The sequence below is a fragment of the Pseudomonas chaetocerotis genome, assembly GCF_015712105.2.
Lineage (GTDB): Bacteria > Pseudomonadota > Gammaproteobacteria > Pseudomonadales > Pseudomonadaceae > Aquipseudomonas > Aquipseudomonas chaetocerotis.
This window is the reverse complement of record NZ_JACFYX020000014.1, coordinates 100,798-122,213: the sequence shown is the minus strand read 5'-3', so window position 1 is coordinate 122,213 and position 21,416 is coordinate 100,798. Positions and strand designations below refer to the sequence as shown.

Genomic DNA, 21,416 nt, shown 5'->3' with positions numbered 1-21,416 from the left:
CGCGGCCCAGTCTTCGCCTCGGAGCCACCATGCCTGCGTTCATCAAACGTGTGCGCGCCCTGCTGTTCAATCTCGGCGCCCTTTTGTTACTGCTCGACCTGCTATTGCTCATCTATGGCGTATTCGCCCGCTACCTGCTCGGTAGCGCACCGATCTGGCTGGATGAGATGGCCCGCTACCTGATCATCGGCAGCGTCATGCTGGTGCTGGGCGCCCTGTGGGTCGAGGGCGGCCACATGCGCATCAATCTGCTGGAAGAGCGCCTGCCTGCGCATCTGGCGCGCTGGGTACGCCTCTATCAATGGCTGGCAGCCACCGCCTTCTTCGCATTCGCCAGTTGGGTCAGCCTGCGCTATGCGCTCGATGCCGGGCGCTTTCGCAGCCTGGGTCTGGGTGTGAGCCGGACATGGCCACTGCTCAGCCTGCCTGTTGGCTTCAGCCTGCTGACACTGCTGATCCTGTTGCGCGGCCCCTGGCCGGCGGCACCCGACACCGACGAAACAGCCGGGAGTGTGCAACCATGATGGGTGTTGCCATGCTTCTCGCCTTCGTCGTCAACCTGCTGCTGGGCCTGCCGCTGTTCTTCTGCCTGCTGCTGACTGCTCTGGTGGGCTTCCTGTTCGTCGACGTCAACCTGTTCATCAACATCCTGCCGCAGCGTTTTTTCGGCGGCATGGACATCTTCTCGCTGATGGCCATTCCGCTGTTCATCCTCGCCGGCAACCTGATGAACACCTCTGGCATGACGCCGCGCCTGATACGCCTGGCCAATGCCATGGTCGGCCATCTGCGTGGCGGCCTCGGTCACGTCAACGTGGTGGCCGGCGTGTTCTTCGCAGGTGTCAACGGCTCGGCCGCCGCCGATGCCTCGGCGCTCAGCTCGCTGCTGGTGCCCGCGATGGAGAAGGAAGGCTACTCGCGCAAGTTCGCCGCCGGCCTGACTGCTGGCAGCTCGTTGATCGGTCCGATCATCCCGCCGAGCATCTTCATGATTCTCTACTCCTCGCTGACCAACACCTCGGTCGGTGAACTCTTCCTCGCGGGCGTGGTGCCAGGCCTGTTGCTGGCACTGGGCTTCATGGCGATGAACGCGATCTATGCGCACAAGGCCGGTCTGCAGACACGCCATGCCAAACCGGCATGGAGCGAAATGTTCGCCGCCCTCTCCGGTGCAGCAACCGCGCTGGTGGCGCCTATGCTGATCGTCGCCGGCATCGTCCTGGGCGTCGTCACTCCGACCGAGTCGGGCGCCCTCATCGTGCTCTACGTCGCGGTGATCGGACTGTTGCGCGGCCAACTCTCGCTCCAGGGCTTCTGGGCCTCGCTGCGTGAAACCGTGCGCCTGACCGGCAGTATCTACGCCATCATCGCCGCCGCATCGGTGGTCAACTGGCTACTCAACTACACCCAGGTCGCCAGCGCCTTCGCCGAGCTGCTGGGGCCGTTCAGCGACTCGCCGACCCTGATCCTGCTGGTGATCAGCGCCATCATCTTCATCTGCGGCATGGTCATGGAAGAAGTCTCGGTGCTGATGCTGCTGACACCGATCATCGTCCCGGTGGCCCTGGCCGCCGGCGTGGATCCGGTACACCTGGGGCTGATCTTTACCCTCAACATCACCATCGCCATGATCACGCCCCCCATGGGAGCCTGCCTGTTCATCGTCGCGACAATCAGCAAGCTGGACATCATCGAGATGTTCAAGGGTATCTGGCCGTTCGTGCTGATGGCGCTCGGGGTGCTCTACCTGCTGATCATCTTCCCGTCCCTGACCCTGTGGTTACCCCGCCTGCTGAGCTGATGCCATGACTTCTTTCACCACCCCGATCCCGCTGCAGCCCGAGCCGGACTGGCCAGCCGTCGCAGCCATTCCCATCGTCGATGATGAACAGCCACTGCACCCCCTCAGCCTGAGCCGGGTACTGCGCGTATACCCAGCCTATTTCCGCATGGGGGTGCGCCATGCGCTGCCCGAATGCTATTCACGCATGGCTGTATTCGAGCGCCTGCTGCAGGTAGCCAGAAGCCTGCCGCACGGCGTACACCTGGTAGTGCTCGATGCGTGGCGCCCATTCGCCGTGCAGCAGTACCTTTACGACAGCCTGTATGACGCCATCCGCGAGTACTACCCGAAACTGGACGAGCGCCAGCTCGAGCACCTGACCCGACAGTTCGTCTCGCCGCCCAGCAGCAGCCGCAATACGCCAAGTCCGCACCTGACCGGAGGCGCCGTGGACGTCACCCTGTGCGACGAAGACGGCCGCTGGCTGGATATGGGTACGGCCTTCGACGAGGCCAGCCCACTGTCGGCCACGGCACACTTCGAGCAGCTCGCGGACTACCGCGAGCGTGACTTGCAGGTACGCGACAACCGCCGCACGCTCTACAACGCCATGGCGGCGCAAGGCTTCAGCAACCTGTCCAGCGAGTGGTGGCATTACGACTACGGCGATCAGCTCTGGGCCTGGCACACCGGCGCATCAGCGGCGCTGTACGGCCCCGTGCAACTGCAGACACTCGACACCGTCTGGCGCAAACAGCTGGAGCAACAACTGGCTGCCGAGCAACATTGATAAAGTCCATCGACGTCCGCCGGGCTTTGCACCGGCGCGTATTTGCGCCAGCATAGCCCGCGATCTCGAACCGGAAACCCAGCTCCATGCCCACTATGCTGCGATTGTTGTTGGCCTGTATTGCCCTCACGCTCACCCTCCCCGTCCATGCCGAAGGTTTCATCACCCGCCTGCTGAACAAGCCGGTGCCGGGTGGTGTGGCGGTGATCGATCTGGGTAATCCGGCGCAGGCGCCGAAGGTGCGCTATCAGGGCAAGCCGGTGCTGACCGTGCATGAAGAAAGCAAGCGCTGGATTGCCATCGTCGGCATTCCACTCAGCGTCAAGCCGGGCACTCAGCAGGTAGAGGTCGAGGGCGGCCAGAGGCTGAATTTCCAGGTGGGTGCCAAGCACTACACCGAGCAGCGCATCACCATCAAGAACCAGCAGCAGGTCACGCCCAACGCCGCCAACCTAAAACGCATCGAACGCGAACTGGCCGAGCAGACCCACGCCTACCGGCAGTTCAGCGCACGCCAGCCGAGCAATCTGCTGTTCGACAAGCCGGTCAACGGCCCGCTGTCCAGCCCGTTCGGCTTGCGTCGTTTCTTCAACGGTGAAGAGCGCAACCCACACTCGGGCCTGGATTTCGCCGCCAACCGTGGCACCCCGATCAAGGCGCCGGCAGCCGGCAAGGTGATCCTCATCGGTGACTACTTCTTCAATGGCAAGACCGTGTTCCTCGACCACGGCCAGGGGTTGATCAGCATGTTCTGCCACCTGTCCGAGGTCGACGTGAAGCTCGGCGACGACATTGCCCGAGGCGGCCATGTCGGCAAGGTCGGCGCCACCGGACGTGCCACGGGGCCGCACTTGCACTGGAACGTCAGCCTCAACGACGCGCGGGTCGACCCAGCAATTTTCATCGGCGCGTTCAAGCCCTGAGAGTACGCAGCTTGCAACAGCTGCCGTTTGGGTTAACCGAGTATTTTTGCTAGGGTACGGCGGCTCAGATGGCCGGCCCTGTAGCGTCGGCCGTTCCTCCTGCCTGCTTCGGAGCCGGAAATGCCGAATGAGCTCAACACCTGGATGGACTGGCTGAACACTCAGCCAGAACTGCTCACACTCACCGCTACCCTCGCCCTGATCATTGCCGCCTGGCTGTCGAACTGGATCGTCAAACGCATTCTGGTACGCGCCATCTATCGCGTGGTGGGCGCCACCGCCGTTGGCCGCCATGGCCAGATCAAGGAAAGCGGCATCATCACGCGCCTGTCCAATATAGTACCGGCGCTGGTGCTCTCCTCCGGTGTGGCCGTAGTGCCGGGCATGCCGGAAGCCGTGGTGACGGTTACGCAGAACGTCTGCGGCGCCTTCATCGTGCTGACCATCGCCCTGGCCATCGGCGCCCTGCTGGATATTCTCAACACCCTCTATCAGCGCCGCCCGAATGCGCACCTGAAGCCGATCAAGGGCTACCTGCAGGTGATCAAGATCGCCATCTTCGCCATCGCCGCGATCCTGATAGTAGCGACGCTGATCGACCGCTCGCCGCTGATCCTGCTGTCTGGTCTCGGCGCCATGGCTGCCGTGCTGATGTTGATCTTCCAGGACACCCTGCTGTCACTGGTGGCCAGCGTGCAGATTTCTTCCAGCGATATCGTGCGCGTCGGCGACTGGGTGGAAATGCCCCAGCTCAACGCCGATGGCGATGTGATCGACATTGCCCTGCACACCGTGAAGGTGCAGAACTGGGACAAGACCATCACCACCATCCCGACCAAGCGCTTCATCACCGACCCGTTCAAGAACTGGCGCGGCATGCAGGAGTCCGGCGGCCGCCGGATCAAGCGCGCGCTGTACCTGGATCAGACCAGCGTGCATTTTCTCAGCGACGAGGAAATCGCCCGCCTGCGCCGCTTCATGCTTCTCGATGAGTACCTGGATCGCAAGGATCAGGAACTGCAGGACTGGAACACCAGGCTGGCCGAACACGGCAAGGAGGCGGTGAACACTCGCCGCATTACCAACATCGGCAGCTTCCGCGCCTATGTCGAACACTACTTGCGCCACAACCCGAACATCCACCAGAACATGACCCTGTTGGTGCGCCAGCTCAATCCGACCGCCGATGGCCTGCCGCTGGAAATCTACTGTTTCACCAACACCATCGCCTGGAATGCCTACGAAGGCATCCAGTCAGACATCTTCGACCATCTGCTGGCCATCCTCCCCGAGTTCGGCCTGCGCGTGTTCCAGCATCCGAGCGGTGCGGACATGCGCGAATTGCGCCCGACCCTGGTGGCTCAGCAACCAGGCTGAAGCACGGGGCGAAGGCCGGGCATACCCGGTCTTCGACTCGCTGTGAACGCCCACGCAATGTTCCTTCAAACAGGCGCCCTCATGCGCCATAAAACGTCGCGAAAGAGCAGTAGAAGATCGTTTCTACCAATTTTCACGCAATGCTTGCCAGCCTTCATCAAGATCACTAGGGTTGGCAGCATGAACACTGCACATACCCTCATTCTGCTACGGCAACATCGCTGCCTACGCCTGGTCAGCCCGCGACTGCGGGGCTGAATCTCTGCGGCCATCCGGCCACCGTCGACCGCCCTATTCGTTTCCCAGACAAGGCGTCTGGACCCAAGGATTTTCACCATGACCATGCTCAAAGACCCGTCGAAGAAGTATCGCCCCTTCACCCAGATCCAGATTCCGGATCGCACCTGGCCGGACAAGATCATCGACCAGGCACCGATCTGGCTGTCCACCGACCTGCGCGACGGTAACCAGTCGCTGATCGAGCCGATGGATGCGCAGAAGAAGATGCGCTTCTTCAAGTGTCTGGTGGCCGTGGGCCTGAAGGAAATCGAAGTGGGCTTCCCGTCCGCCTCGCAGACCGACTTCGACTTCGTCCGTGAGCTGATCGAGGGTGGCCACATCCCCGACGACGTCACCATCCAGGTGCTGACCCAGGCCCGTGACGATTTGATCGAGCGCACTTTCGAGTCGCTCAAGGGCGCGAAGAAGGCCATCGTCCACTACTACAATGCCTGCGCGCCGAGCTTCCGCAAGATCGTCTTCAATCAGGACAAGGCCGGCGTCAAAGCCATCGCCGTGGCCGCCGGCACCACCATCAAGCGCCTGGCCGATGCCGCACCGGAAACCCAGTGGGGCTTCGAGTACTCGCCAGAAGTGTTCAGCAGCACCGAAATCGACTTCGCCGTCGAGGTGTGCAACGCGGTGATCGGCGTGTTCCAACCGACCCCGACGAACAAGCTGATCCTCAACCTGCCGGCCACCATCGAGTGCGCCACGCCGAACAACTACGCCGACCAGATCGAGTGGTTCGGCCGCCATGTCGACCGCCGCGACAGCGTGCTGATCAGCGTGCACACCCACAATGACCGTGGCACGGGCGTCGCTGCCTCGGAACTGGCGGTAATGGCCGGAGCAGACCGTGTCGAAGGCTGTCTGTTCGGCAACGGCGAGCGCACCGGTAACGTCTGCCTGGTGACTCTGGCGCTGAATCTCTACACCCAGGGCATCGATCCGCAGCTGGACTTCTCCGACATCGACGCCGTACGCAAGGTGGTCGAGGACTGCAACCAGATCCCGGTACACCCGCGCCACCCGTATGTCGGCGACCTCGTTCACACCGCCTTCTCCGGCTCGCACCAGGACGCCATCCGCAAGGGCTTCGCCCAGCAGAAGGAAGACGCCCTGTGGGAAGTACCGTACCTGCCGATCGATCCGGCCGACATTGGCCGCGACTACGAGGCGGTGATTCGCGTGAACAGCCAGTCGGGCAAAGGCGGCATCACCTTCCTGCTCGAGCAGGAGTACGGCATCTGCCTGCCGCGTCGCATGCAGATCGAGTTCAGCCAGGTGGTGCAGCGTGAAACCGACCGTCTCGGCCTGGAAATGACTGCCGCACAGATCCATCAACTGCTCGAAACCGAGTACCTGCAAGCGCGCAGGCCCTACGCCCTGAAAGGCCATCGCCTGCAGGAAGAGAACGGCACCAGTGCAGTGGATGTAGAGGTCGTCGAAGGTGGCGAGAACCACCACTGGCGCGGCATCGGCAAAGGCCCGCTGGAAGCGCTGGCGGCTGCGCTGCCGGTCGCTGTCGAAGTCATGGACTACAGCGAGCACGCCATTGGCGCCGGCACCCATGCCAAGGCGGCGGCCTACATCGAACTGCGCGTCAACGGCGGTCGTGCCCTGCACGGTATCGGCATCGACGAGAACCTGACCACGGCGAGCTTCCGCGCCCTGTTCAGCGCGCTGAACCGCGCCCTGAGCCAGGCCGAGTCGCAAGCGGCCTGATTCTTCAGCGCCGAACACGAAAACGCCGGGCATTGCCCGGCGTTTTCGTATGCGTAGCCCGGATCAAATCCGGGAATCAAGACGTTTACATCTCGACGATCATCAGCACCGCGAACATCAGCGCGGCCAGGCCGAGGGTGAACATCAGACCGATACCCGCGGCCCGCCAGTTGGACAGAAACGCACCACCGGCCTCGGCATGCTGCTTGAGATCGGCCTCCATGAGGCTCTTGGCAAACATGATCATCGCCATTAACTGTGCGATGGCGAACGGCATGGCGGGCACCTCTTCCGGCAAGACGAAAGCCAGGACCAAGGTAACCACCAGAAGGAAGACGGAAATACCCCAGACCATTGCCACGCGATGGGCCTGGCCGAGCAGTTGCAGGTTATGCGCCAGCAGCCAGGCGCCAGCGAGCGGCGTGCCGATGAAGGTCGCCAGACCCACACCCGCGACACTGTAGAGCGGCGACTGCTGCGTGGTGGCCTGTTGCAGTTCAGCCTGCGGAGGCTGGAAGGGATTGCTCTGCTGTACGTCCATGTTCATGTAGCTCCTGGTCAGTTCAAGGTGAAGGCATCGGCATCCAGGTGCGCGGGGAAGCGCTCGCGGTAAGCGGCCAGTGCCTCGCTCGACAGCCGGATGCGGAACACACCATCACCATCGCCTGCCGCCAGCAGCGCCTCGCCCTGGAAATCCAGCACCTGAGAATCGCCAGTATAGCCATGGCCCTTGCCGTCCTCTCCGACGCGGTTCACAGCCGCGACATAGCACAGGTTCTCGATGGCTCGCGCCGGTAGCAGGCGGTTCCAGTGCTGGCGGCGCGCCCCTGGCCAGTTGGCGGTATACAGCAGAAGATCGGTACCACCGGCGTCACGGCTCCATACCGGGAAGCGCAGGTCATAGCAGATCAGCGGGCGCACTCGCCAGCCCTTGAGCGCCAACACCAGTTGCTCGTCACCTGCGCTGTAATGCTTGTGCTCGCCGGCCATGCGGAACAGATGACGCTTGTCGTAGTGCGCCAAAGAGCCATCCGGGCGCGCCCAGAGCAGGCGATTGCGGTAACTGCCGTCCGCCACCTGGATGATCAGGCTGCCGCAGATCACCGCATCGATACGCTGCGCCTGCTCACGCAGCCAGACGCTGCTAGGGCCATCCTCGGGCTCGGCCAGCTCGGCCGACTCCATGGAAAATCCGGTGGTGAACATTTCCGGCAGGATCACCAGATCGGCGCCGCGCGCCTGTTCCAGCAATGCCTGGAAGTGCTCGCGATTGGCGGCAGGGTCGTGCCAGGCCAGGGTGGTCTGGATCAGTGCCAGTTCGAGATCGGTTTTGTCGCTCATTGGGGCGCCTCGCTCGCCGTAGGGCGGATGAAACCCGCCAACACCTCACAGGCGGGTTACCCCCGCCCTACCATCACACCGCGCACAGCTTCTCGGCAGCCTCGCGCAGGGTCTCCTCGCGCTTGGCGAAGCAGAAGCGCACCAGGCGCATCTCCTTGGGCGCCGACTGATAGAACACCGACACCGGAATCGCCGCTACGCCGTGCTCGCGGGTTAGCCATTCGGCCATGGCCACATCGTCCAGATCCGGGCGAATGGCCGAGTAATCAGCCAACTGAAAGTAGGTGCCTGGCGCGCGGGTGAAGGTGAAACGCGAACCCGCCAGCAGGTCGCAGAACAGGTCACGCTTGGCCTGGTAAAAGGCTGGCAGCTCTTCGACATGCTCGGGGTGGGCGGCCATGAAATCGGCCAGGCCGAACTGCAGTGGCGTCACGCCGCAGAAATTGACGTACTGGTGAATCTTGCGCAGCTCGGCAGTCAGCGCGGGCGGTGCCACCACGTAGCCGGTCTTCCAGCCGGTCACGTGGTAGGTCTTGCCGAAGGAGCTGACCACGAAGGCACGCTGATACAGCTCGTCGTGGGCCAGTACGCTGGCATGGCGGGCGCCGTCGTAGATCAGGTGCTCATAGACCTCGTCACTGATCACATGGATATCGCGGCCACGAATCAGCTCGGCCAGCTTGTCCAGATCGGCACGGGTCAGCAGCGCGCCGCTGGGGTTGTGCGGTGAATTGAGAAAGATCAGTCGGGTGCGCGACGTGATCGCCTCGGCAAGACGCTGCCAGTCCACGGCGAAATCCGGCAATGCCAGCGGCACATGCACGCAACGGCCACCGGCCAGTTCCACCGACGGCTCGTAACTGTCGTAGCAAGGGTCGAGGACGATGGCTTCATCACCCGGACGAATCAGCGCCTGCACCGCGCAGAAGATCGCCTCGGTGGCGCCGGGGGTGATGGTGATCTCGTTGTCGGCATCACGCTGCACGCCATAGCTGCGGGCGATCTTGGCCGCAACCTGCTGACGCAGGCTCGGCAGCCCGGTCATCGGCGAATACTGGTTGCGCCCTTCCATGACGTGGCGCGCCACAGCTTCGCGCAGTGCCTGCGGCCCGTCGAAATCAGGGAAGCCCTGGGAGAGATTGATCGCACCGGTCTCCAGTGCGAGCTGGGACATCCGCGTAAAGATGGTGGTGCCAACGTTGGGCAGTTTGCTGACGAGCATCGCGACTTCCAAGAGGAACAAGGCAAGCCGCGAGAATAGCCGAAGGGCGCTGCAGGCGGCACCCACAGCGCTTATGAAAATGTGTTGGAAGCTTATGCCGTGCACGCCGAGTGATCCCCGGCGCGCACGCTGCGACAGCGCTTACTTACGCTTGTCCTTGCGCTTCTTCTCAGCCTTTTTGTGGTGGCTCATCAGCCGGCGCTTCTTGTTCACCTGACGGTCGGTGAGCTTGTTCTTGTTGCCCTCGTAGGGGTTCTCGCCGCCCTTGTACTCGATGCGAATCGGCGTACCGACCAGTTTCAGCACACGGCGGAAGGTGTTTTCCAAATAACGGGAATAGGCACGCGGGACCGCGTCGACCTGGTTACCGTGGATCACGATCAGCGGCGGGTTGGCGCCCCCCAGGTGGGCATAGCGCAGCTTGATGCGGCGACCATTGACCAGAGGCGGCGCGTGATCGCTCACGGCATCTTCGAGAATCTGCGTCAGGCGGCTGGTGGGCCAGCGAGTGATGGCTGACTTGAACGAGGCCTGCACCGACTTGTACAGATGGCCGACACCAGTGCCGTGCAAGGCGGAGATGAAGTGGATATCGGCAAAGTCGACGAAGAACAGCCGGCGCTCCAGCTCGGTCTTCACGTAATCCTTCTGGCCCTGATCCATGCCGTCCCACTTGTTCAGGGCGATGACCAGAGCGCGGCCGCTTTCCAGCACGAAGCCAAGCAGGTTGAGGTCGTGGTCGACCACACCCTCGCGGGCGTCCATGACAAACACCACGACGTTGGAGTCCTGAATGGCCTGCAGCGTCTTGACCACGGAGAACTTCTCCACGGCCTCGAAGATCTTGCCGCGACGGCGCACGCCAGCGGTATCGATCAGCGTGTACTTCTCGTCGTCACGCTCGAACGGGATGTAGATGCTGTCGCGGGTGGTGCCGGCCTGGTCATAGACGATGACCCGCTCTTCACCCAGCATGCGGTTGACCAGGGTCGATTTGCCCACGTTGGGGCGGCCGATGATGGCGAGCTTGATGCCATCCTTCTCGCTCGGACCGGGAATGCGCTTGGCCTCCTGGCCTTCGAGCACCTCTTCCTCTTCTTCGGCGCCCTCTTCCGGCTCACCGGCATCCTTGGGGAAGGCGCCGAGCACCACTTCCAGCATCTGGGTGATGCCACGGCCATGAGCACCGGCAATCGCCAGCGGCTCGCCCAGCCCCATGGGACTGAACTCGGCGCGGGCCAGGTCAACGTCAAGGTTGTCGACCTTGTTCACCACCAGGAAGCTCTGCTTGTTACGACGACGCAGGTGCTCACCGATCATCTGGTCGGAAGCGGTCATGCCGGCGCGCGCGTCCACCAGGAACAGCACGGCGTCAGCCTCTTCGATGGCCTGCAGCGACTGCTCGGCCATCTTCGCGTCGATGCCTTCTTCGTCACCGGAAATACCACCGGTGTCGATCACGATATAGGTGCGCCCCTGCCACTTCGCCTCGCCATACTGGCGGTCGCGGGTCAGACCGGACAGGTCGCCGACGATGGCGTCGCGGCTGCGGGTCAGGCGGTTGAAGAGTGTGGACTTGCCGACGTTCGGCCGGCCCACCAGGGCAATTACGGGAACCATCAGGCTCTCCACTTGAGTTAATTCAGAAAATGCAAAGGCCGCTGCAGGGGCAGCGGCCGGAATCTGTTGCGCTGCGGCATCCAAGACTCAGGTCTGGATGCAGCATAGTCGGTTCATTTGATGGTCAGTGCCACCAACTTGCCGCTGTTGCCGTAGACGTACAGCCAATCCCCCACCACCAACGGCTGGGCGCGAAGGCCATCACTGTCGATACGGGTACGACCGACGAAACGGCCATCGACCTGGCTCAGCAGATGCAGATAGCCCTCCACATCACCCACGGCCACATAACTGGAGAACACTTGCGGTGCCGACAACTGACGGCGCGCCAGGGAATCGTTGCTCCACAGCGCCGAAGCACTGCGCTCGTCGATACCTTCGACGGTGCCGCTGGCATGGCTGACGTACACGTTACCGAAGCCCTGAGCGACGCCTACCGAACTCGATGCCTCGCGTTGCCACAGCACGCGGCCGGACTCCAGATCCATGGCCACGACTCGACCCTGGTAGCTCACCGCGTAGACAGTGCCACCGGACAGCAGCAGGCCGCCGTCGATGTCTACCACGCGCTCCAGCTCGGAACGGCCTTGCGGAATGGCTACACGCTGTTCCCACACGGGCAGGCCGCGCTGGGCGTCGACCGCGACCACCTTGCCACTGGACAGGCCAGCGACCACCAGACGGTTGGTCACCAGCGGAGCGCCAGTGCCACGCAGGGTCAGTACGGCCGGAGTATTTTCAACGATCCAGCGCTGGCTACCGGTGCTGGCATCGAAAGCGATCAGACGATCGTCCTGGGTCTGCACCACGACGATATCGCCGTTGCTGGCCGGCGCAGCCAGCACTTCGCTGGTCACGCGCGAGCGCCACTGTTCTTCACCATCGCTGGAGTCGAGCGCTATCACTTCGCCCTTGAGCGTACCCAGCAACACCTGGCCGTAGCCAACGCCAATGGCACCGGAAACCGGGATTTCGAGTTTCTTGCGCCAGATGACCTTGCCGCTGTTGCGGTCCATGGCCATGACCAGGCCTTCGACGTCGGCGGCGTAGATCACCTCGCCATCGATGGCCGGTACCAGCATGTTGAAGGTTTCGCCCTGACCGTCACCGACAGAGCGGCTCCACTCGGTGCGCAACTCGACTTCTTCGTCGAATTTGGTCAGTTCGGCGGGTGGCAGTTCCTTCTTGCTATTGCTGCTGCAACCCACGACCAGAACGGCCAGAGCCAGCAGTGCGGCATTTTTCCAACGCATCACGTCACGCATCCCCTTTTGCCAGGTCGTCCAGCTTCATCTGCAGACCGCCAACAGCGGCATCTTCGGCCAGCGCATCCTTGGCCTTCTGATAGGCAGCGTGCGCGTCATCGCTGCGACCCAGCTGTACCAGCAGGTCGCCCTTGAGCTCTTCACGGCTGGCGAGGAAGGCATCCTCGACCTGGGCATCGAGCAGTTTCAGTGCATCATCGGCCTTGTCCTGCGCGGCCAGCACACGCGCCAGACGCTGACGTGCCAGCTCACCGAGCGTGGCGTCAGCAGGCTTGTCGAGTACGCGCTGCAGCGCTGCAGCGGCATCATCGAGGCGGTCTGCCTCGACGGCGACCTTGGCGACGAACAGGCTGCCGTACTGGGCGTAGTGGGTACCGCCGAACTCGTTGTCGAGCTTGCCGGCCAATTCGGCAACTTTCGCGGCATCGGGCTTGCCGGCCGGGTCCAGCGCGGTTTCCAGCAGTTGCTGGTAAAGCACCGAGGCCCCTTGCGCCTGATTGTCCTGGTACTTCTGCCAGCCCTGCCAGCCGAATACGGCTACCAGTGCCAGTACGCCACCGGCCAGCAAAGGCTTGCCGTTACGATCCCACCAGTCCTTCAGTTGCGCGATCTCTTCGTCTTCGGTCTGCATGTCTAACCCCGTACTCCTAATCGAGAACCTGCTCAGGCCTGCTGGCAGGCAGCCAGATGCTCAGCCAGAGCATCCCAGGCAACACTTTGTTGTTCACTGTCGTCGCGCAGCGGTTTGCAACCTACCACGCGCCCTGCCAATTCGTCGTCCCCCAGAATCAGCGCATAGCGTGCGCCGCTCTTGTCGGCCTTCTTGAACTGGCTCTTGAAACTGCCACCACCGGAGTTGAGCAACAGGCGCAGCCCCGGCAACTCGTCGCGCAGACGCTCGACCAGCGTCAGCGCCGCCAGCTCAGCCGCCTCGCCAAAGGCGCAGACGTAGACATCGGCGGCACGGTTGAGCTCGGCCGGCAGCAGTTGCAGGGTATCGAGCAGCAACACCAGGCGCTCGACGCCCATGGCGAAGCCGACACCCGGCGTGGCCTTGCCACCCAGTTGCGCCACCAGGCCATCGTAACGACCACCGGCACATACCGTGCCCTGGGCGCCAAGCTTGTCGGTGACCCACTCGAACACGGTGCGATTGTAGTAATCCAGGCCACGCACCAGCTTGTGGTTGATCTGGTAGCGAATGCCCGCCGCATCCAGGCGCGCCTTGACGCCCTCGAAGTGCAGGCGCGACTCCTCATCGAGGTAGTCGCCAAGTGTCGGCGCGCCAACCAGCGCGGCTTGGGTCGCCTCGTTCTTGCTGTCGAGGATGCGCAACGGATTGGTGGTCAGACGGCGCTGACTGTCTTCGTCGAGCTGATCGAACCGTTCCTGCAGGTAGGCCACCAGTGCATCGCGATAAGCCGCACGCGCCTCGCTGGAGCCCAGGCTGTTGAGCTGCAGGGTCACGGCATCGGCCAGGCCAAGCTGCTTCCACAGGCGCCAGGTGAGCACGATCAATTCCGCATCGACGTCCGGCCCAGGCAGGTTGAACGCTTCCACGCCCACCTGATGGAACTGACGATAGCGGCCTTTCTGCGGCTTCTCGTAACGGAACATGGGGCCGGCGTACCAGAGCTTCTGCACCTGGCCACCACCGGACAGACCATGCTCGAGCACGGCGCGTACGCAACCGGCAGTGCCCTCGGGACGCAAGGTCAGGGATTCTTCGTTGCGGTCGAGGAAGGTGTACATCTCCTTGTCGACCACGTCGGTACCCTCGCCGATACCACGAGCGAACAGCTCGGTGTACTCGACGATGGGCAGGCGGATTTCCTTGTAGCCATAGCCATCGAGCAGGCTGACCAGAGTATTTTCCAGGTAGCGCCAGGCAGGCGTCTGCTCCGGCAGGATGTCGTTCATGCCACGAATGGCTTGCAGGGACTTGCTCAATTGTATTCCTTACGCACGGATCAGCCGCGCACGATCACAGCGGCATCGGCGGCGACCTTTTCGGCTGCCTTGTCGCGAATGAGCTTCTCCAGCTCGTCCACCAGATTTTCATTGGTCAACTTAGAGGCCGGCTTGCCGTCGATGTAGACCAGGTTGTTCGGGCTACCGCCAGTGAGGCCGATATGCGCCTCCTTGGCTTCACCGGGACCATTGACCACGCAGCCGATCACGGCCACATCCAGCGGCACCAACAGATCTTCGACGCGGGCCTCCAGCTCGTTCATGGTCTTGACCACATCGAAGTTCTGCCGGGAGCAGCTCGGGCAGGCGATGAAGTTGATGCCACGCGAACGCAGGCGCAAAGACTTGAGAATGTCGAAACCGACCTTGATCTCTTCCACCGGGTCGGCGGCCAGCGAGATGCGGATGGTATCGCCAATTCCGTCGGCCAGCAGCATGCCCAGGCCGACGGCGGACTTTACAGTACCGGAGCGCAGCCCGCCGGCTTCGGTGATACCCAGGTGCAGCGGTTGCTCGATCTGCTTGGCCAGCAGGCGATAGGCCTCAACGGCCATGAACACATCCGATGCCTTCACACTGACCTTGAAGTCCGGAAAATTGAGACGATCGAGGTGCTCGACATGGCGCAGCGCGGACTCGACCAATGCTTCGGGAGTCGGCTCGCCGTACTTCTTCTGCAGATCCTTTTCCAGTGAGCCGGCATTGACGCCGATACGGATCGGGATGCCCTTGTCACGGGCTGCCTCGACCACCGCCCTGACGCGATCTTCGCGGCCGATGTTGCCGGGGTTGATACGCAGGCAGTCGACGCCCAGTTCAGCCACGCGCAGCGCGATCTGGTAGTCGAAGTGAATATCGGCCACCAGCGGTACGCGCACCTGCTGCTTGATCAGGCCGAAGGCTTCGGCGGCGTCCATGTCCGGCACCGAAACGCGCACGATATCGGCGCCGGCATCTTCCAGGCGCTGAATCTGCGCCACGGTAGCCGCCACATCGTTGGTGTCGGTGTTGGTCATGCTCTGGACCGCGATCGGCGCATCGCCGCCCACCGGAACCGAGCCAACCCAGATCTTGCGCGACAGTCGGCGCTTGATCGGTGATTCGCAATGCATGCTTTACAACCCCAATTTCAGGCGCGCGGTTTCGCCAGTCATGTGCGGCTCAATGTCCACGCTTTCGCCGTTGTAGGTCACTTGGGCACCACGGGCAAAGCCCAGGCGCAGTTCCAGAGGTGCCTTGCCGGCAAGTTCGACGCGCTCACCACTGCGTTTGAGTGCACTGAGCAGGACCTTACCGTCGGCATCAGTAACCTGAGTCCAGCAATCGGCGGTGAACTGCACGTTGAGCGCGCCCTGTCCTGCAGCAACAGCGACGGGTGCAGACGGCTCGGCAACAGGCGCAGACGGTGTGGCGACGACTGCCGGCGCGCTCGCCACAGGGTCAGCAGGAGCTTCTGGTGCGCTTTCAGTGGTATCTGCTTCGACAGCAGGGGCAGGCTGCACCGTGGAAACAGCCTCTTCCGCTGTTTCGCCTGGTGCCTCCGGCAGCAGCAGTGGGGTGCCCTGCTCGCCACCCTGAGCAGCGATTACCGCCTGATCTTCCGGCTCGGCGAGCGAGTGCACCTGAGTGGTACCGTCGGCACCCTCCACTTCCACATGCTCGAGCCCCAGGTCAGCCAGACTGGCCACCGGACGGCCCTGATCCTGCCACCAGAGAAAACCAGCGCCGATCAATGCCAGCAGCAGCAGAAAGCTCACTAAGCGCAGGATGCTCTGCGAATAACGAACGGGCTCTTCGATGCGGCCAAGAGCGTGCACGCTACTGCCGGTGGCATCGGTCCCCGTGAACTGATCGAACTCCAGCACCAGCCGGTTCTGGTCCATTTCGAGAAGCTTGGCATAGGCGCGAATGTAACCACGGGCGAAGGTGGTACCCGGCAGTTTGTCGAACGCTCCGGCTTCGATCTGGGCAAGACGCTGCGGAGTCAGGTTGAGCTGAGTCGCCACTTCAGTAACGCTCCACCCCTTGACCTCCCGGGCCTGACGCAGGCTTTCACCCGGGTTGCTCGGCATCGGCTGAGTCACTTCGCTATGTGCCGCTTTCATTGTTGCCCCGAAACAAATTGCTGATATTCCTGAGAGGCCGGATACAGGCGACGCAACTGCAGCCCCAGGCTGGCGGCTTTGTCACGATCCTCGAACACCTCGGCCAGACGCGCGCCGAGCAGCAGGCTGCGCGCATTCTGTGGCGCTATTTCGCTGTAGCTGTCGTAGTAGGCACGAGCCGGTACATATTCTTTGTCCTCGTAGGACATCGCAGCCATCTCCAGCAATGCGCGCGGCTGTCTGCTGCTCAGGCGCAAGGCGCGCTGGAAGTACTCTTTGGCCTGCTCACGCTGGCCGAGTTGCACAGCAGTCATCCCCAGGTTCTCGAAAACCCTCGAGCGCTCTGGATAGAGGTTGTCCTCCGCGGCCTTGAGGTACGTGCTCATCGCCTCCTTGTAGCGCTTCTGCTCGAACAGGAAGCCGCCGTAATTGTTGAGCAGGCGGGCATCATCCGGCCGCTGGGACAGAGCCTTGCGAAAATGCTCATCGGCCAGCTTCGGTTCCATCTCCAACTGGAAGGCCAGGGCCAGAGCGGCATGCGCGTCGGCACTGGAGGAATCCAGATCGAGGGCATTCTTCAGCGGCACCTTGGCGCGCTGGGTATCGCCCTGCTGGATGTAGGCAAGACCCAGTTGCACATAGGCATCACGTGCTTCGTCACGCCCTTTCGCCGTACGCATGGGGTCGACATCGCCCGTGGTCACACAACCACCAAGCAGACTGACAACGAGCAATAACAGCGCTGGGCGCAGGGTCATAGACATCCTCTCTTCAATTTCGATTGGTGGCAGCATGAGGCTCTTGCGCCTCGTTGCCCAACTGGCGCACGGCGATGTAGCGCTCGCTGCGCCGAGTACGGTCCATGACCTGACCAACCAACTGGCCACAGGCAGCATCGATATCGTCACCACGGGTAGTACGTACCGTGACGTTATGGCCAGCCTTGTGCAACAGGTCCTGGAAGCGGCGAATGGCGTTATTGCTCGGCCGCTCGTACCCCGAGAAGGGGAAGGGATTAAACGGAATCAGGTTGATCTTGCAAGGTACATCGGCCAGAAGTGCGATCATCTGCTCAGCGTGCTCGGGCTGATCGTTGACCCCCTTGAGCAGGGTGTACTCGATGGTCAGCACACGTTTCTCGCCAAGCTTGGAGATATAGCGCTTGCAGGCGGCCAGGAGCATTTCCAGCGGGTATTTCTTGTTGATCGGTACCAACTGGTTGCGCAGTTCGTCGTTGGGCGCGTGCAGCGACAGGGCCAGGGACACGTCGATGACTTCAGCCAGCTTGTCGATCATCGGCACCACGCCGGAGGTGGACAAGGTGACCTTACGCTTGGAAATACCGTAGCCAAGGTCGTCCATCATGATCTGCATGGCTGAGACGACGTTATCGAAGTTCAACAGCGGCTCGCCCATGCCCATCATCACCACGTTGGTGATGGCACGGTCGACCTTGGCCGGCACGCTGCCGAAGGATTTGTTGGCGATCCATACCTGGCCAATGATCTCGGCGCTGGTCAGGTCGCTATTGAAGCCTTGTTTGCCGGTGGAGCAGAAGCTGCAATCCAGGGCGCAGCCGGCCTGCGACGAGACGCACAGGGTGCCACGGCCGTTCTGCGGGATATACACGGTCTCCACACAGCTACCCGACGCCACCCGCACTACCCACTTGCGCGTGCCATCGGCAGAAATGTTTTCGCTGACCACTTCCGGGCCGCGAATCTCGGCAGAGGCCTCGAGCTTTTCGCGCAAGACCTTGCCGACATTGGTCATGGCGGCGAAATCATCGACGCCAAAGTGATGAATCCACTTCATTACCTGGCCGGCACGGAAGCGCTTCTCGCCAATAGACTCGAAGAACTGTTCCATTTCCGGCTGGGTCAGGCCCAGCAGGTTGATCTTGCCGGTGGTATTGGTCATGGCTTCACCCTCGCTTCATTCGCCAATCAGCGAATGCGCGCGCACAGCTCGGTAGCGGAGAAGAAGTAAGCGATCTCGCGAGCAGCAGAGGCTTCGGAATCCGAACCGTGAACAGCGTTTTCGTCGATGGAAACGGCGAAGTCAGCACGGATGGTGCCGGCAGCAGCTTCTTTCGGGTTGGTAGCACCCATCAGCTCGCGGTTCTTCAGAACGGCATCTTCACCTTCCAGAACCTGAACGATGACCGGACCGGAGGTCATGAAGGCGACCAGGTCCTTGAAGAAGCCGCGCTCGCTGTGCTCAGCATAGAAACCAGCGGCTTCACGCTCGGACAGTTGCACCATCTTCGAAGCGACGACGCGCAGACCGGCTTTTTCGAAACGGGTGGTGATCTCACCGATGACGTTCTTGGCAACGGCGTCAGGCTTGATGATGGAGAAAGTACGTTGAACAGCCATGTGAAGCTCCAGAAACTTTAGGGTTAAAGCGAAAAATTAAACCCGCGAATTATACGCGGGTTCCGGTTAAAAGCGTAGGGCAGGCGCCGCAAGCGCCTGTTTCAGTCAAGCTCTTCGATCCAGGCGGCCTGTATCGCCTCCAGTACCTTCTCGCCCCCACGCTGCGGGTCATCGGAGAACTCGGGCAACTCCACGACCCAGCGGTGCAGATCGACGAAGTTGACGTAGCGCGGATCGATATCCGGCTTCTGCTCGCTCAACTCGATGGCGATATCCAGCACATCCACCCATTTCAGACTCATGATGATGCTTCCTGGTTAACGTGAAGGTCACGTAGCGACGCCCTCCCCAGGCCCCTCTCCCTTCGGGAGAAGGTGGCGCGAAACGCCGGTTGAGGGAGCTACCCGTCAGTGCGGCGCTTCAGCCGCGTGATTGAGCGAATACTTGGGAATCTCGACGGTGAGATCTTCCTCACCGACGATGGCCTGACAGGCCAGACGAGACTGAGCCTCGAGCCCCCAGGCCTTGTCCAGATAGTCCTCTTCCAGCTCGTCAGCCTCGTTCAGCGAGTCGAAACCCTCGCGCACGATGCAGTGACAGGTGGTGCAGGCACAAACACCACCACAGGCACTTTCCATCTCGATATGGTGCTCATGCGCCAACTCGAGGATGGAAACGCCAGGCTCAGCCTCCACCACCAGACCATCCGGGCAGAATCGCTCGTGAGGCAGAAAAATTACCTGCGGCATCAATTATTCCTCGATCTCATTCAGATTGCGCCCGGCCAGAGCAGCTTTTACCGTCGAATCCAGGCGGCGGGCCGCGAAGGCGTCAGTGACCTGCGACAAGCGCTTGGTCTGCCGCTCGATGGCCAGACCATCGCTGCCAGCCAGCAGCTCACGCAGTTCCTGCACCTGCAACTCAATAACCTCGCGCTCCTCGGCATCCAGCAGGCGTTCGCCATCGACTTCCAGCGCACCCTCGACCGCCTCGATCAGGCGCTGGGCATCGACTTGCTGCTCACGCAGCACGCGGGCCGCCTTGTCATCACCGGCGTTCTGGAAGGAGTCCTGCAGCATGCGTGCAATTTCGCCATCGGTCAGGCCATAAGACGGCTTGACCTGAATGCTCGCCTCGACGCCGGAAGCCAGCTCCCGCGCAGCAACGCTGAGCAGACCGTCCGCATCGACCTGGAAGGTCACGCGAATCTTCGCCGCCCCTGCCACCATCGGCGGAATGCCGCGCAATTCGAAACGCGCCAGGGATCGGCAATCGGCGATCAGCTCGCGCTCGCCCTGCAGCACATGAATCATCATGGCCGTCTGGCCATCCTTGTAGGTCGTGAATTCCTGCGCACGCGCCACCGGGATGGTGGTGTTGCGCGGGATCACCTTCTCCATCAGCCCGCCCATGGTTTCCAGGCCGAGCGACAGGGGGATCACGTCCAGCAACAGCAACTCCTCGCCGTCGTCACGCTGATTGCCGGCCAGGGCATCGGCCTGGATCGCAGCACCAATGGCCACCACCTGATCCGGGTCGATGTTGGTCAGCGGCGCACGACCGAACAGCTCGCCGACAGCCTCACGCACACGCGGCACACGGGTGGAGCCACCGACCATGACCACAGCACCCACCTCTTCGAGCTCAACACCGGAATCACGCACGGCGCGACGACAAGCCTTGAGACTGCGCGCCACCATCGGCTCGATCAGCGCATCGAGCTGCGTGCGTGACAGCGAACCACGCCAATCACCGTGACTCAGCTCGACGCTATCGGCATCCGTCAGCCCTTCTTTGGCCACACAGGCGGCCTGCAGCAGACTGCGCTGGGTCGCCGGATCGAGATCACTGGAAATGCCGGCCTGCTGGATTATCCAGTCAGCCACGGCATGATCGAAATCGTCACCACCCAACGCGCTGTCGCCGCCGGTAGCCAGCACCTCGAACACGCCGCCGGTCAGGCGCAGGATGGAAATATCGAACGTGCCGCCGCCCAGGTCATAGATAGCGACCACACCTTCGGCTTTCTGATCCAGTCCGTAAGCGACTGCAGCGGCAGTAGGCTCGTTGAGCAGACGCAGCACGGTCAGACCGGCCAGGCGCGCAGCGTCCTTGGTGGCCTGACGCTGCGCGTCATCGAAATAAGCCGGAACGGTAATCACAGCACCGACCAGATCACCGCCCAAGGTTTGCTCTGCGCGTAAACGCAGGGTCTTGAGAATTTCCGCCGACACCTCGACCGGGCTCTTCGCCCCCTGCACCGTCTCGATGAAAGGCATGTGCGACTCGCCTGCCGCAAAGCGGTAGGGCATCTGTTCGCCGAGCTGATGCACGTCGGCGATACCGCGCCCCATCAGGCGCTTGACCGACAGCACGGTATTGAGCGGATCGCTGGCGGCGGCCAACTTGGCCGACTCGCCGACCTCGATGCTTCCAGCGTGGTAACGCACGGCAGACGGCAGGATGACCTTGCCATCATCGTCAGCCAAGGGCTCGGCCAGGCCGCTACGCACAGCGGCAACCAGCGAGTTGGTGGTACCCAGGTCAATCCCCACCGCCAGACGGCGCTGGTGCGGTTGCGGGCTCTGCCCGGGCTCGGCGATCTGCAATAAGGCCATGGTCTTCTTGAAGTCA

Annotated in this window: 21 protein-coding genes; 6 read left to right on the top strand and 15 right to left on the bottom strand. The window is 62.2% G+C overall.

Translation table 11 applies throughout. From position 1 onward, the window contains the following. The first annotated feature begins 29 nt into the window (after window positions 1-29). The 6 genes from H3221_RS21880 (at window position 30) to leuA (ending at window position 6,880) form a co-directional block, all read left to right on the top strand. A complete protein-coding gene (locus H3221_RS21880; RefSeq protein ID WP_192984776.1) occupies window positions 30-524 on the top strand; it encodes a TRAP transporter small permease in 495 nt (164 codons plus the stop codon). Continuing rightward, window positions 521-1,801, top strand: a complete 1,281-nt coding sequence (locus tag H3221_RS21875) for a TRAP transporter large permease (RefSeq protein ID WP_196476538.1) — start codon at window positions 521-523, stop codon at window positions 1,799-1,801. The genes H3221_RS21880 and H3221_RS21875 overlap by 4 nt, the downstream gene beginning before the upstream one ends. A 4-nt stretch (window positions 1,802-1,805) precedes the next feature. Next, window positions 1,806-2,573: a M15 family metallopeptidase gene (locus tag H3221_RS21870; protein WP_196476539.1), complete on the top strand. Its 768-nt coding sequence runs from the start codon at window positions 1,806-1,808 to the stop codon at window positions 2,571-2,573. 95 nt (window positions 2,574-2,668) lie between these two features. Beyond that, entirely contained in the window at window positions 2,669-3,496 is an 828-nt protein-coding gene (locus H3221_RS21865; RefSeq protein ID WP_397428111.1) for a peptidoglycan DD-metalloendopeptidase family protein, read from the top strand. 120 nt (window positions 3,497-3,616) lie between these two features. After that, entirely contained in the window at window positions 3,617-4,873 is a 1,257-nt protein-coding gene (locus H3221_RS21860) for a mechanosensitive ion channel family protein (protein ID WP_192984768.1), read from the top strand. Window positions 4,874-5,209: 336 nt separating this feature from the next. After that, window positions 5,210-6,880: a 2-isopropylmalate synthase gene (gene leuA, locus H3221_RS21855; RefSeq protein WP_196476541.1), complete on the top strand. Its 1,671-nt coding sequence runs from the start codon at window positions 5,210-5,212 to the stop codon at window positions 6,878-6,880. Between the two features lie 85 nt (window positions 6,881-6,965). Here leuA and H3221_RS21850 read toward each other — a convergent pair whose 3' ends face one another. The 15 genes from H3221_RS21850 to hscA form a co-directional block, all read right to left on the bottom strand. Next, window positions 6,966-7,427, bottom strand: a complete 462-nt coding sequence (locus tag H3221_RS21850) for a hypothetical protein (RefSeq protein ID WP_224490736.1) — start codon at window positions 7,425-7,427, stop codon at window positions 6,966-6,968. A gap of 11 nt (window positions 7,428-7,438) precedes the next feature. Next, window positions 7,439-8,221 (bottom strand): amidohydrolase, encoded by a 783-nt coding sequence (locus H3221_RS21845; protein WP_196476542.1) that lies wholly within the window; start codon window positions 8,219-8,221, stop codon window positions 7,439-7,441. Between the two features lie 73 nt (window positions 8,222-8,294). Then, complete coding sequence (locus H3221_RS21840; RefSeq protein ID WP_196476543.1) at window positions 8,295-9,443, bottom strand: pyridoxal phosphate-dependent aminotransferase; 1,149 nt, start codon at window positions 9,441-9,443, stop codon at window positions 8,295-8,297. 141 nt (window positions 9,444-9,584) lie between these two features. Then, on the bottom strand, window positions 9,585-11,063 hold the full coding sequence (der, locus tag H3221_RS21835) for a ribosome biogenesis GTPase Der (protein ID WP_017675169.1): 1,479 nt from the start codon (window positions 11,061-11,063) through the stop codon (window positions 9,585-9,587). A 113-nt stretch (window positions 11,064-11,176) separates the two neighbouring features. After that, complete coding sequence (gene bamB, locus H3221_RS21830) at window positions 11,177-12,328, bottom strand: outer membrane protein assembly factor BamB (protein WP_160019810.1); 1,152 nt, start codon at window positions 12,326-12,328, stop codon at window positions 11,177-11,179. Next, complete coding sequence (locus H3221_RS21825; protein WP_160019811.1) at window positions 12,321-12,959, bottom strand: tetratricopeptide repeat protein; 639 nt, start codon at window positions 12,957-12,959, stop codon at window positions 12,321-12,323. Before H3221_RS21825 ends, bamB begins: the two co-directional genes overlap by 8 nt. Window positions 12,960-12,991: 32 nt before the next feature. Continuing rightward, window positions 12,992-14,278: a histidine--tRNA ligase gene (gene hisS, locus H3221_RS21820; RefSeq protein ID WP_160019812.1), complete on the bottom strand. Its 1,287-nt coding sequence runs from the start codon at window positions 14,276-14,278 to the stop codon at window positions 12,992-12,994. A gap of 20 nt (window positions 14,279-14,298) precedes the next feature. Further along, window positions 14,299-15,411, bottom strand: a complete 1,113-nt coding sequence (ispG, locus tag H3221_RS21815) for a flavodoxin-dependent (E)-4-hydroxy-3-methylbut-2-enyl-diphosphate synthase (RefSeq protein ID WP_160019813.1) — start codon at window positions 15,409-15,411, stop codon at window positions 14,299-14,301. A gap of 3 nt (window positions 15,412-15,414) precedes the next feature. Continuing rightward, window positions 15,415-16,404 (bottom strand): RodZ domain-containing protein, encoded by a 990-nt coding sequence (locus H3221_RS21810; RefSeq protein WP_196476544.1) that lies wholly within the window; start codon window positions 16,402-16,404, stop codon window positions 15,415-15,417. Continuing rightward, on the bottom strand, window positions 16,401-17,162 hold the full coding sequence (gene pilW / locus H3221_RS21805) for a type IV pilus biogenesis/stability protein PilW (RefSeq protein ID WP_196476545.1): 762 nt from the start codon (window positions 17,160-17,162) through the stop codon (window positions 16,401-16,403). The genes H3221_RS21810 and pilW overlap by 4 nt, the downstream gene beginning before the upstream one ends. A gap of 13 nt (window positions 17,163-17,175) precedes the next feature. Next, on the bottom strand, window positions 17,176-18,324 hold the full coding sequence (gene rlmN / locus H3221_RS21800) for a 23S rRNA (adenine(2503)-C(2))-methyltransferase RlmN (RefSeq protein WP_196476546.1): 1,149 nt from the start codon (window positions 18,322-18,324) through the stop codon (window positions 17,176-17,178). Window positions 18,325-18,350: 26 nt separating this feature from the next. Then, window positions 18,351-18,782, bottom strand: coding sequence for a nucleoside-diphosphate kinase (gene ndk, locus H3221_RS21795; protein ID WP_072426064.1), 432 nt, complete (start codon window positions 18,780-18,782; stop codon window positions 18,351-18,353). Between the two features lie 101 nt (window positions 18,783-18,883). Then, complete coding sequence (gene iscX / locus H3221_RS21790; protein WP_196476547.1) at window positions 18,884-19,084, bottom strand: Fe-S cluster assembly protein IscX; 201 nt, start codon at window positions 19,082-19,084, stop codon at window positions 18,884-18,886. Between the two features lie 105 nt (window positions 19,085-19,189). Further along, entirely contained in the window at window positions 19,190-19,531 is a 342-nt protein-coding gene (gene fdx / locus H3221_RS21785; RefSeq protein WP_037049601.1) for an ISC system 2Fe-2S type ferredoxin, read from the bottom strand. 3 nt (window positions 19,532-19,534) lie between these two features. Next, the gene (gene hscA, locus H3221_RS21780) at window positions 19,535-21,400 is read right to left on the bottom strand and encodes a Fe-S protein assembly chaperone HscA (RefSeq protein WP_196476548.1); all 1,866 of its coding nucleotides are present in this window, start codon (window positions 21,398-21,400) and stop codon (window positions 19,535-19,537) included. Window positions 21,401-21,416 lie beyond the last annotated feature (16 nt).

Excerpts from the sequence above, each read along its gene's own strand:
- H3221_RS21880 (WP_192984776.1), top strand. The coding sequence starts at position 30 with ATGCCTGCGTTCATCAAACGTGTGCGCGCCCTGCTGTTCAATCTCGGC.
- H3221_RS21875 (WP_196476538.1), top strand. The coding sequence starts at position 521 with ATGATGGGTGTTGCCATGCTTCTCGCCTTCGTCGTCAACCTGCTGCTG.
- H3221_RS21870 (WP_196476539.1), top strand. The coding sequence starts at position 1,806 with ATGACTTCTTTCACCACCCCGATCCCGCTGCAGCCCGAGCCGGACTGG.
- H3221_RS21865 (WP_397428111.1), top strand. The coding sequence starts at position 2,669 with ATGCTGCGATTGTTGTTGGCCTGTATTGCCCTCACGCTCACCCTCCCC.
- H3221_RS21860 (WP_192984768.1), top strand. The coding sequence starts at position 3,617 with ATGCCGAATGAGCTCAACACCTGGATGGACTGGCTGAACACTCAGCCA.
- leuA (WP_196476541.1), top strand. The coding sequence starts at position 5,210 with ATGACCATGCTCAAAGACCCGTCGAAGAAGTATCGCCCCTTCACCCAG.
- H3221_RS21850 (WP_224490736.1), bottom strand. The coding sequence starts at position 7,427 with ATGAACATGGACGTACAGCAGAGCAATCCCTTCCAGCCTCCGCAGGCT.
- H3221_RS21845 (WP_196476542.1), bottom strand. The coding sequence starts at position 8,221 with ATGAGCGACAAAACCGATCTCGAACTGGCACTGATCCAGACCACCCTG.
- H3221_RS21840 (WP_196476543.1), bottom strand. The coding sequence starts at position 9,443 with ATGCTCGTCAGCAAACTGCCCAACGTTGGCACCACCATCTTTACGCGG.
- der (WP_017675169.1), bottom strand. The coding sequence starts at position 11,063 with ATGGTTCCCGTAATTGCCCTGGTGGGCCGGCCGAACGTCGGCAAGTCC.
- bamB (WP_160019810.1), bottom strand. The coding sequence starts at position 12,328 with ATGCGTGACGTGATGCGTTGGAAAAATGCCGCACTGCTGGCTCTGGCC.
- H3221_RS21825 (WP_160019811.1), bottom strand. The coding sequence starts at position 12,959 with ATGCAGACCGAAGACGAAGAGATCGCGCAACTGAAGGACTGGTGGGAT.
- ispG (WP_160019813.1), bottom strand. The coding sequence starts at position 15,411 with ATGCATTGCGAATCACCGATCAAGCGCCGACTGTCGCGCAAGATCTGG.
- H3221_RS21810 (WP_196476544.1), bottom strand. The coding sequence starts at position 16,404 with ATGAAAGCGGCACATAGCGAAGTGACTCAGCCGATGCCGAGCAACCCG.
- pilW (WP_196476545.1), bottom strand. The coding sequence starts at position 17,162 with ATGACCCTGCGCCCAGCGCTGTTATTGCTCGTTGTCAGTCTGCTTGGT.
- rlmN (WP_196476546.1), bottom strand. The coding sequence starts at position 18,324 with ATGACCAATACCACCGGCAAGATCAACCTGCTGGGCCTGACCCAGCCG.
- ndk (WP_072426064.1), bottom strand. The coding sequence starts at position 18,782 with ATGGCTGTTCAACGTACTTTCTCCATCATCAAGCCTGACGCCGTTGCC.
- iscX (WP_196476547.1), bottom strand. The coding sequence starts at position 19,084 with ATGAGTCTGAAATGGGTGGATGTGCTGGATATCGCCATCGAGTTGAGC.
- fdx (WP_037049601.1), bottom strand. The coding sequence starts at position 19,531 with ATGCCGCAGGTAATTTTTCTGCCTCACGAGCGATTCTGCCCGGATGGT.
- hscA (WP_196476548.1), bottom strand. The coding sequence starts at position 21,400 with ATGGCCTTATTGCAGATCGCCGAGCCCGGGCAGAGCCCGCAACCGCAC.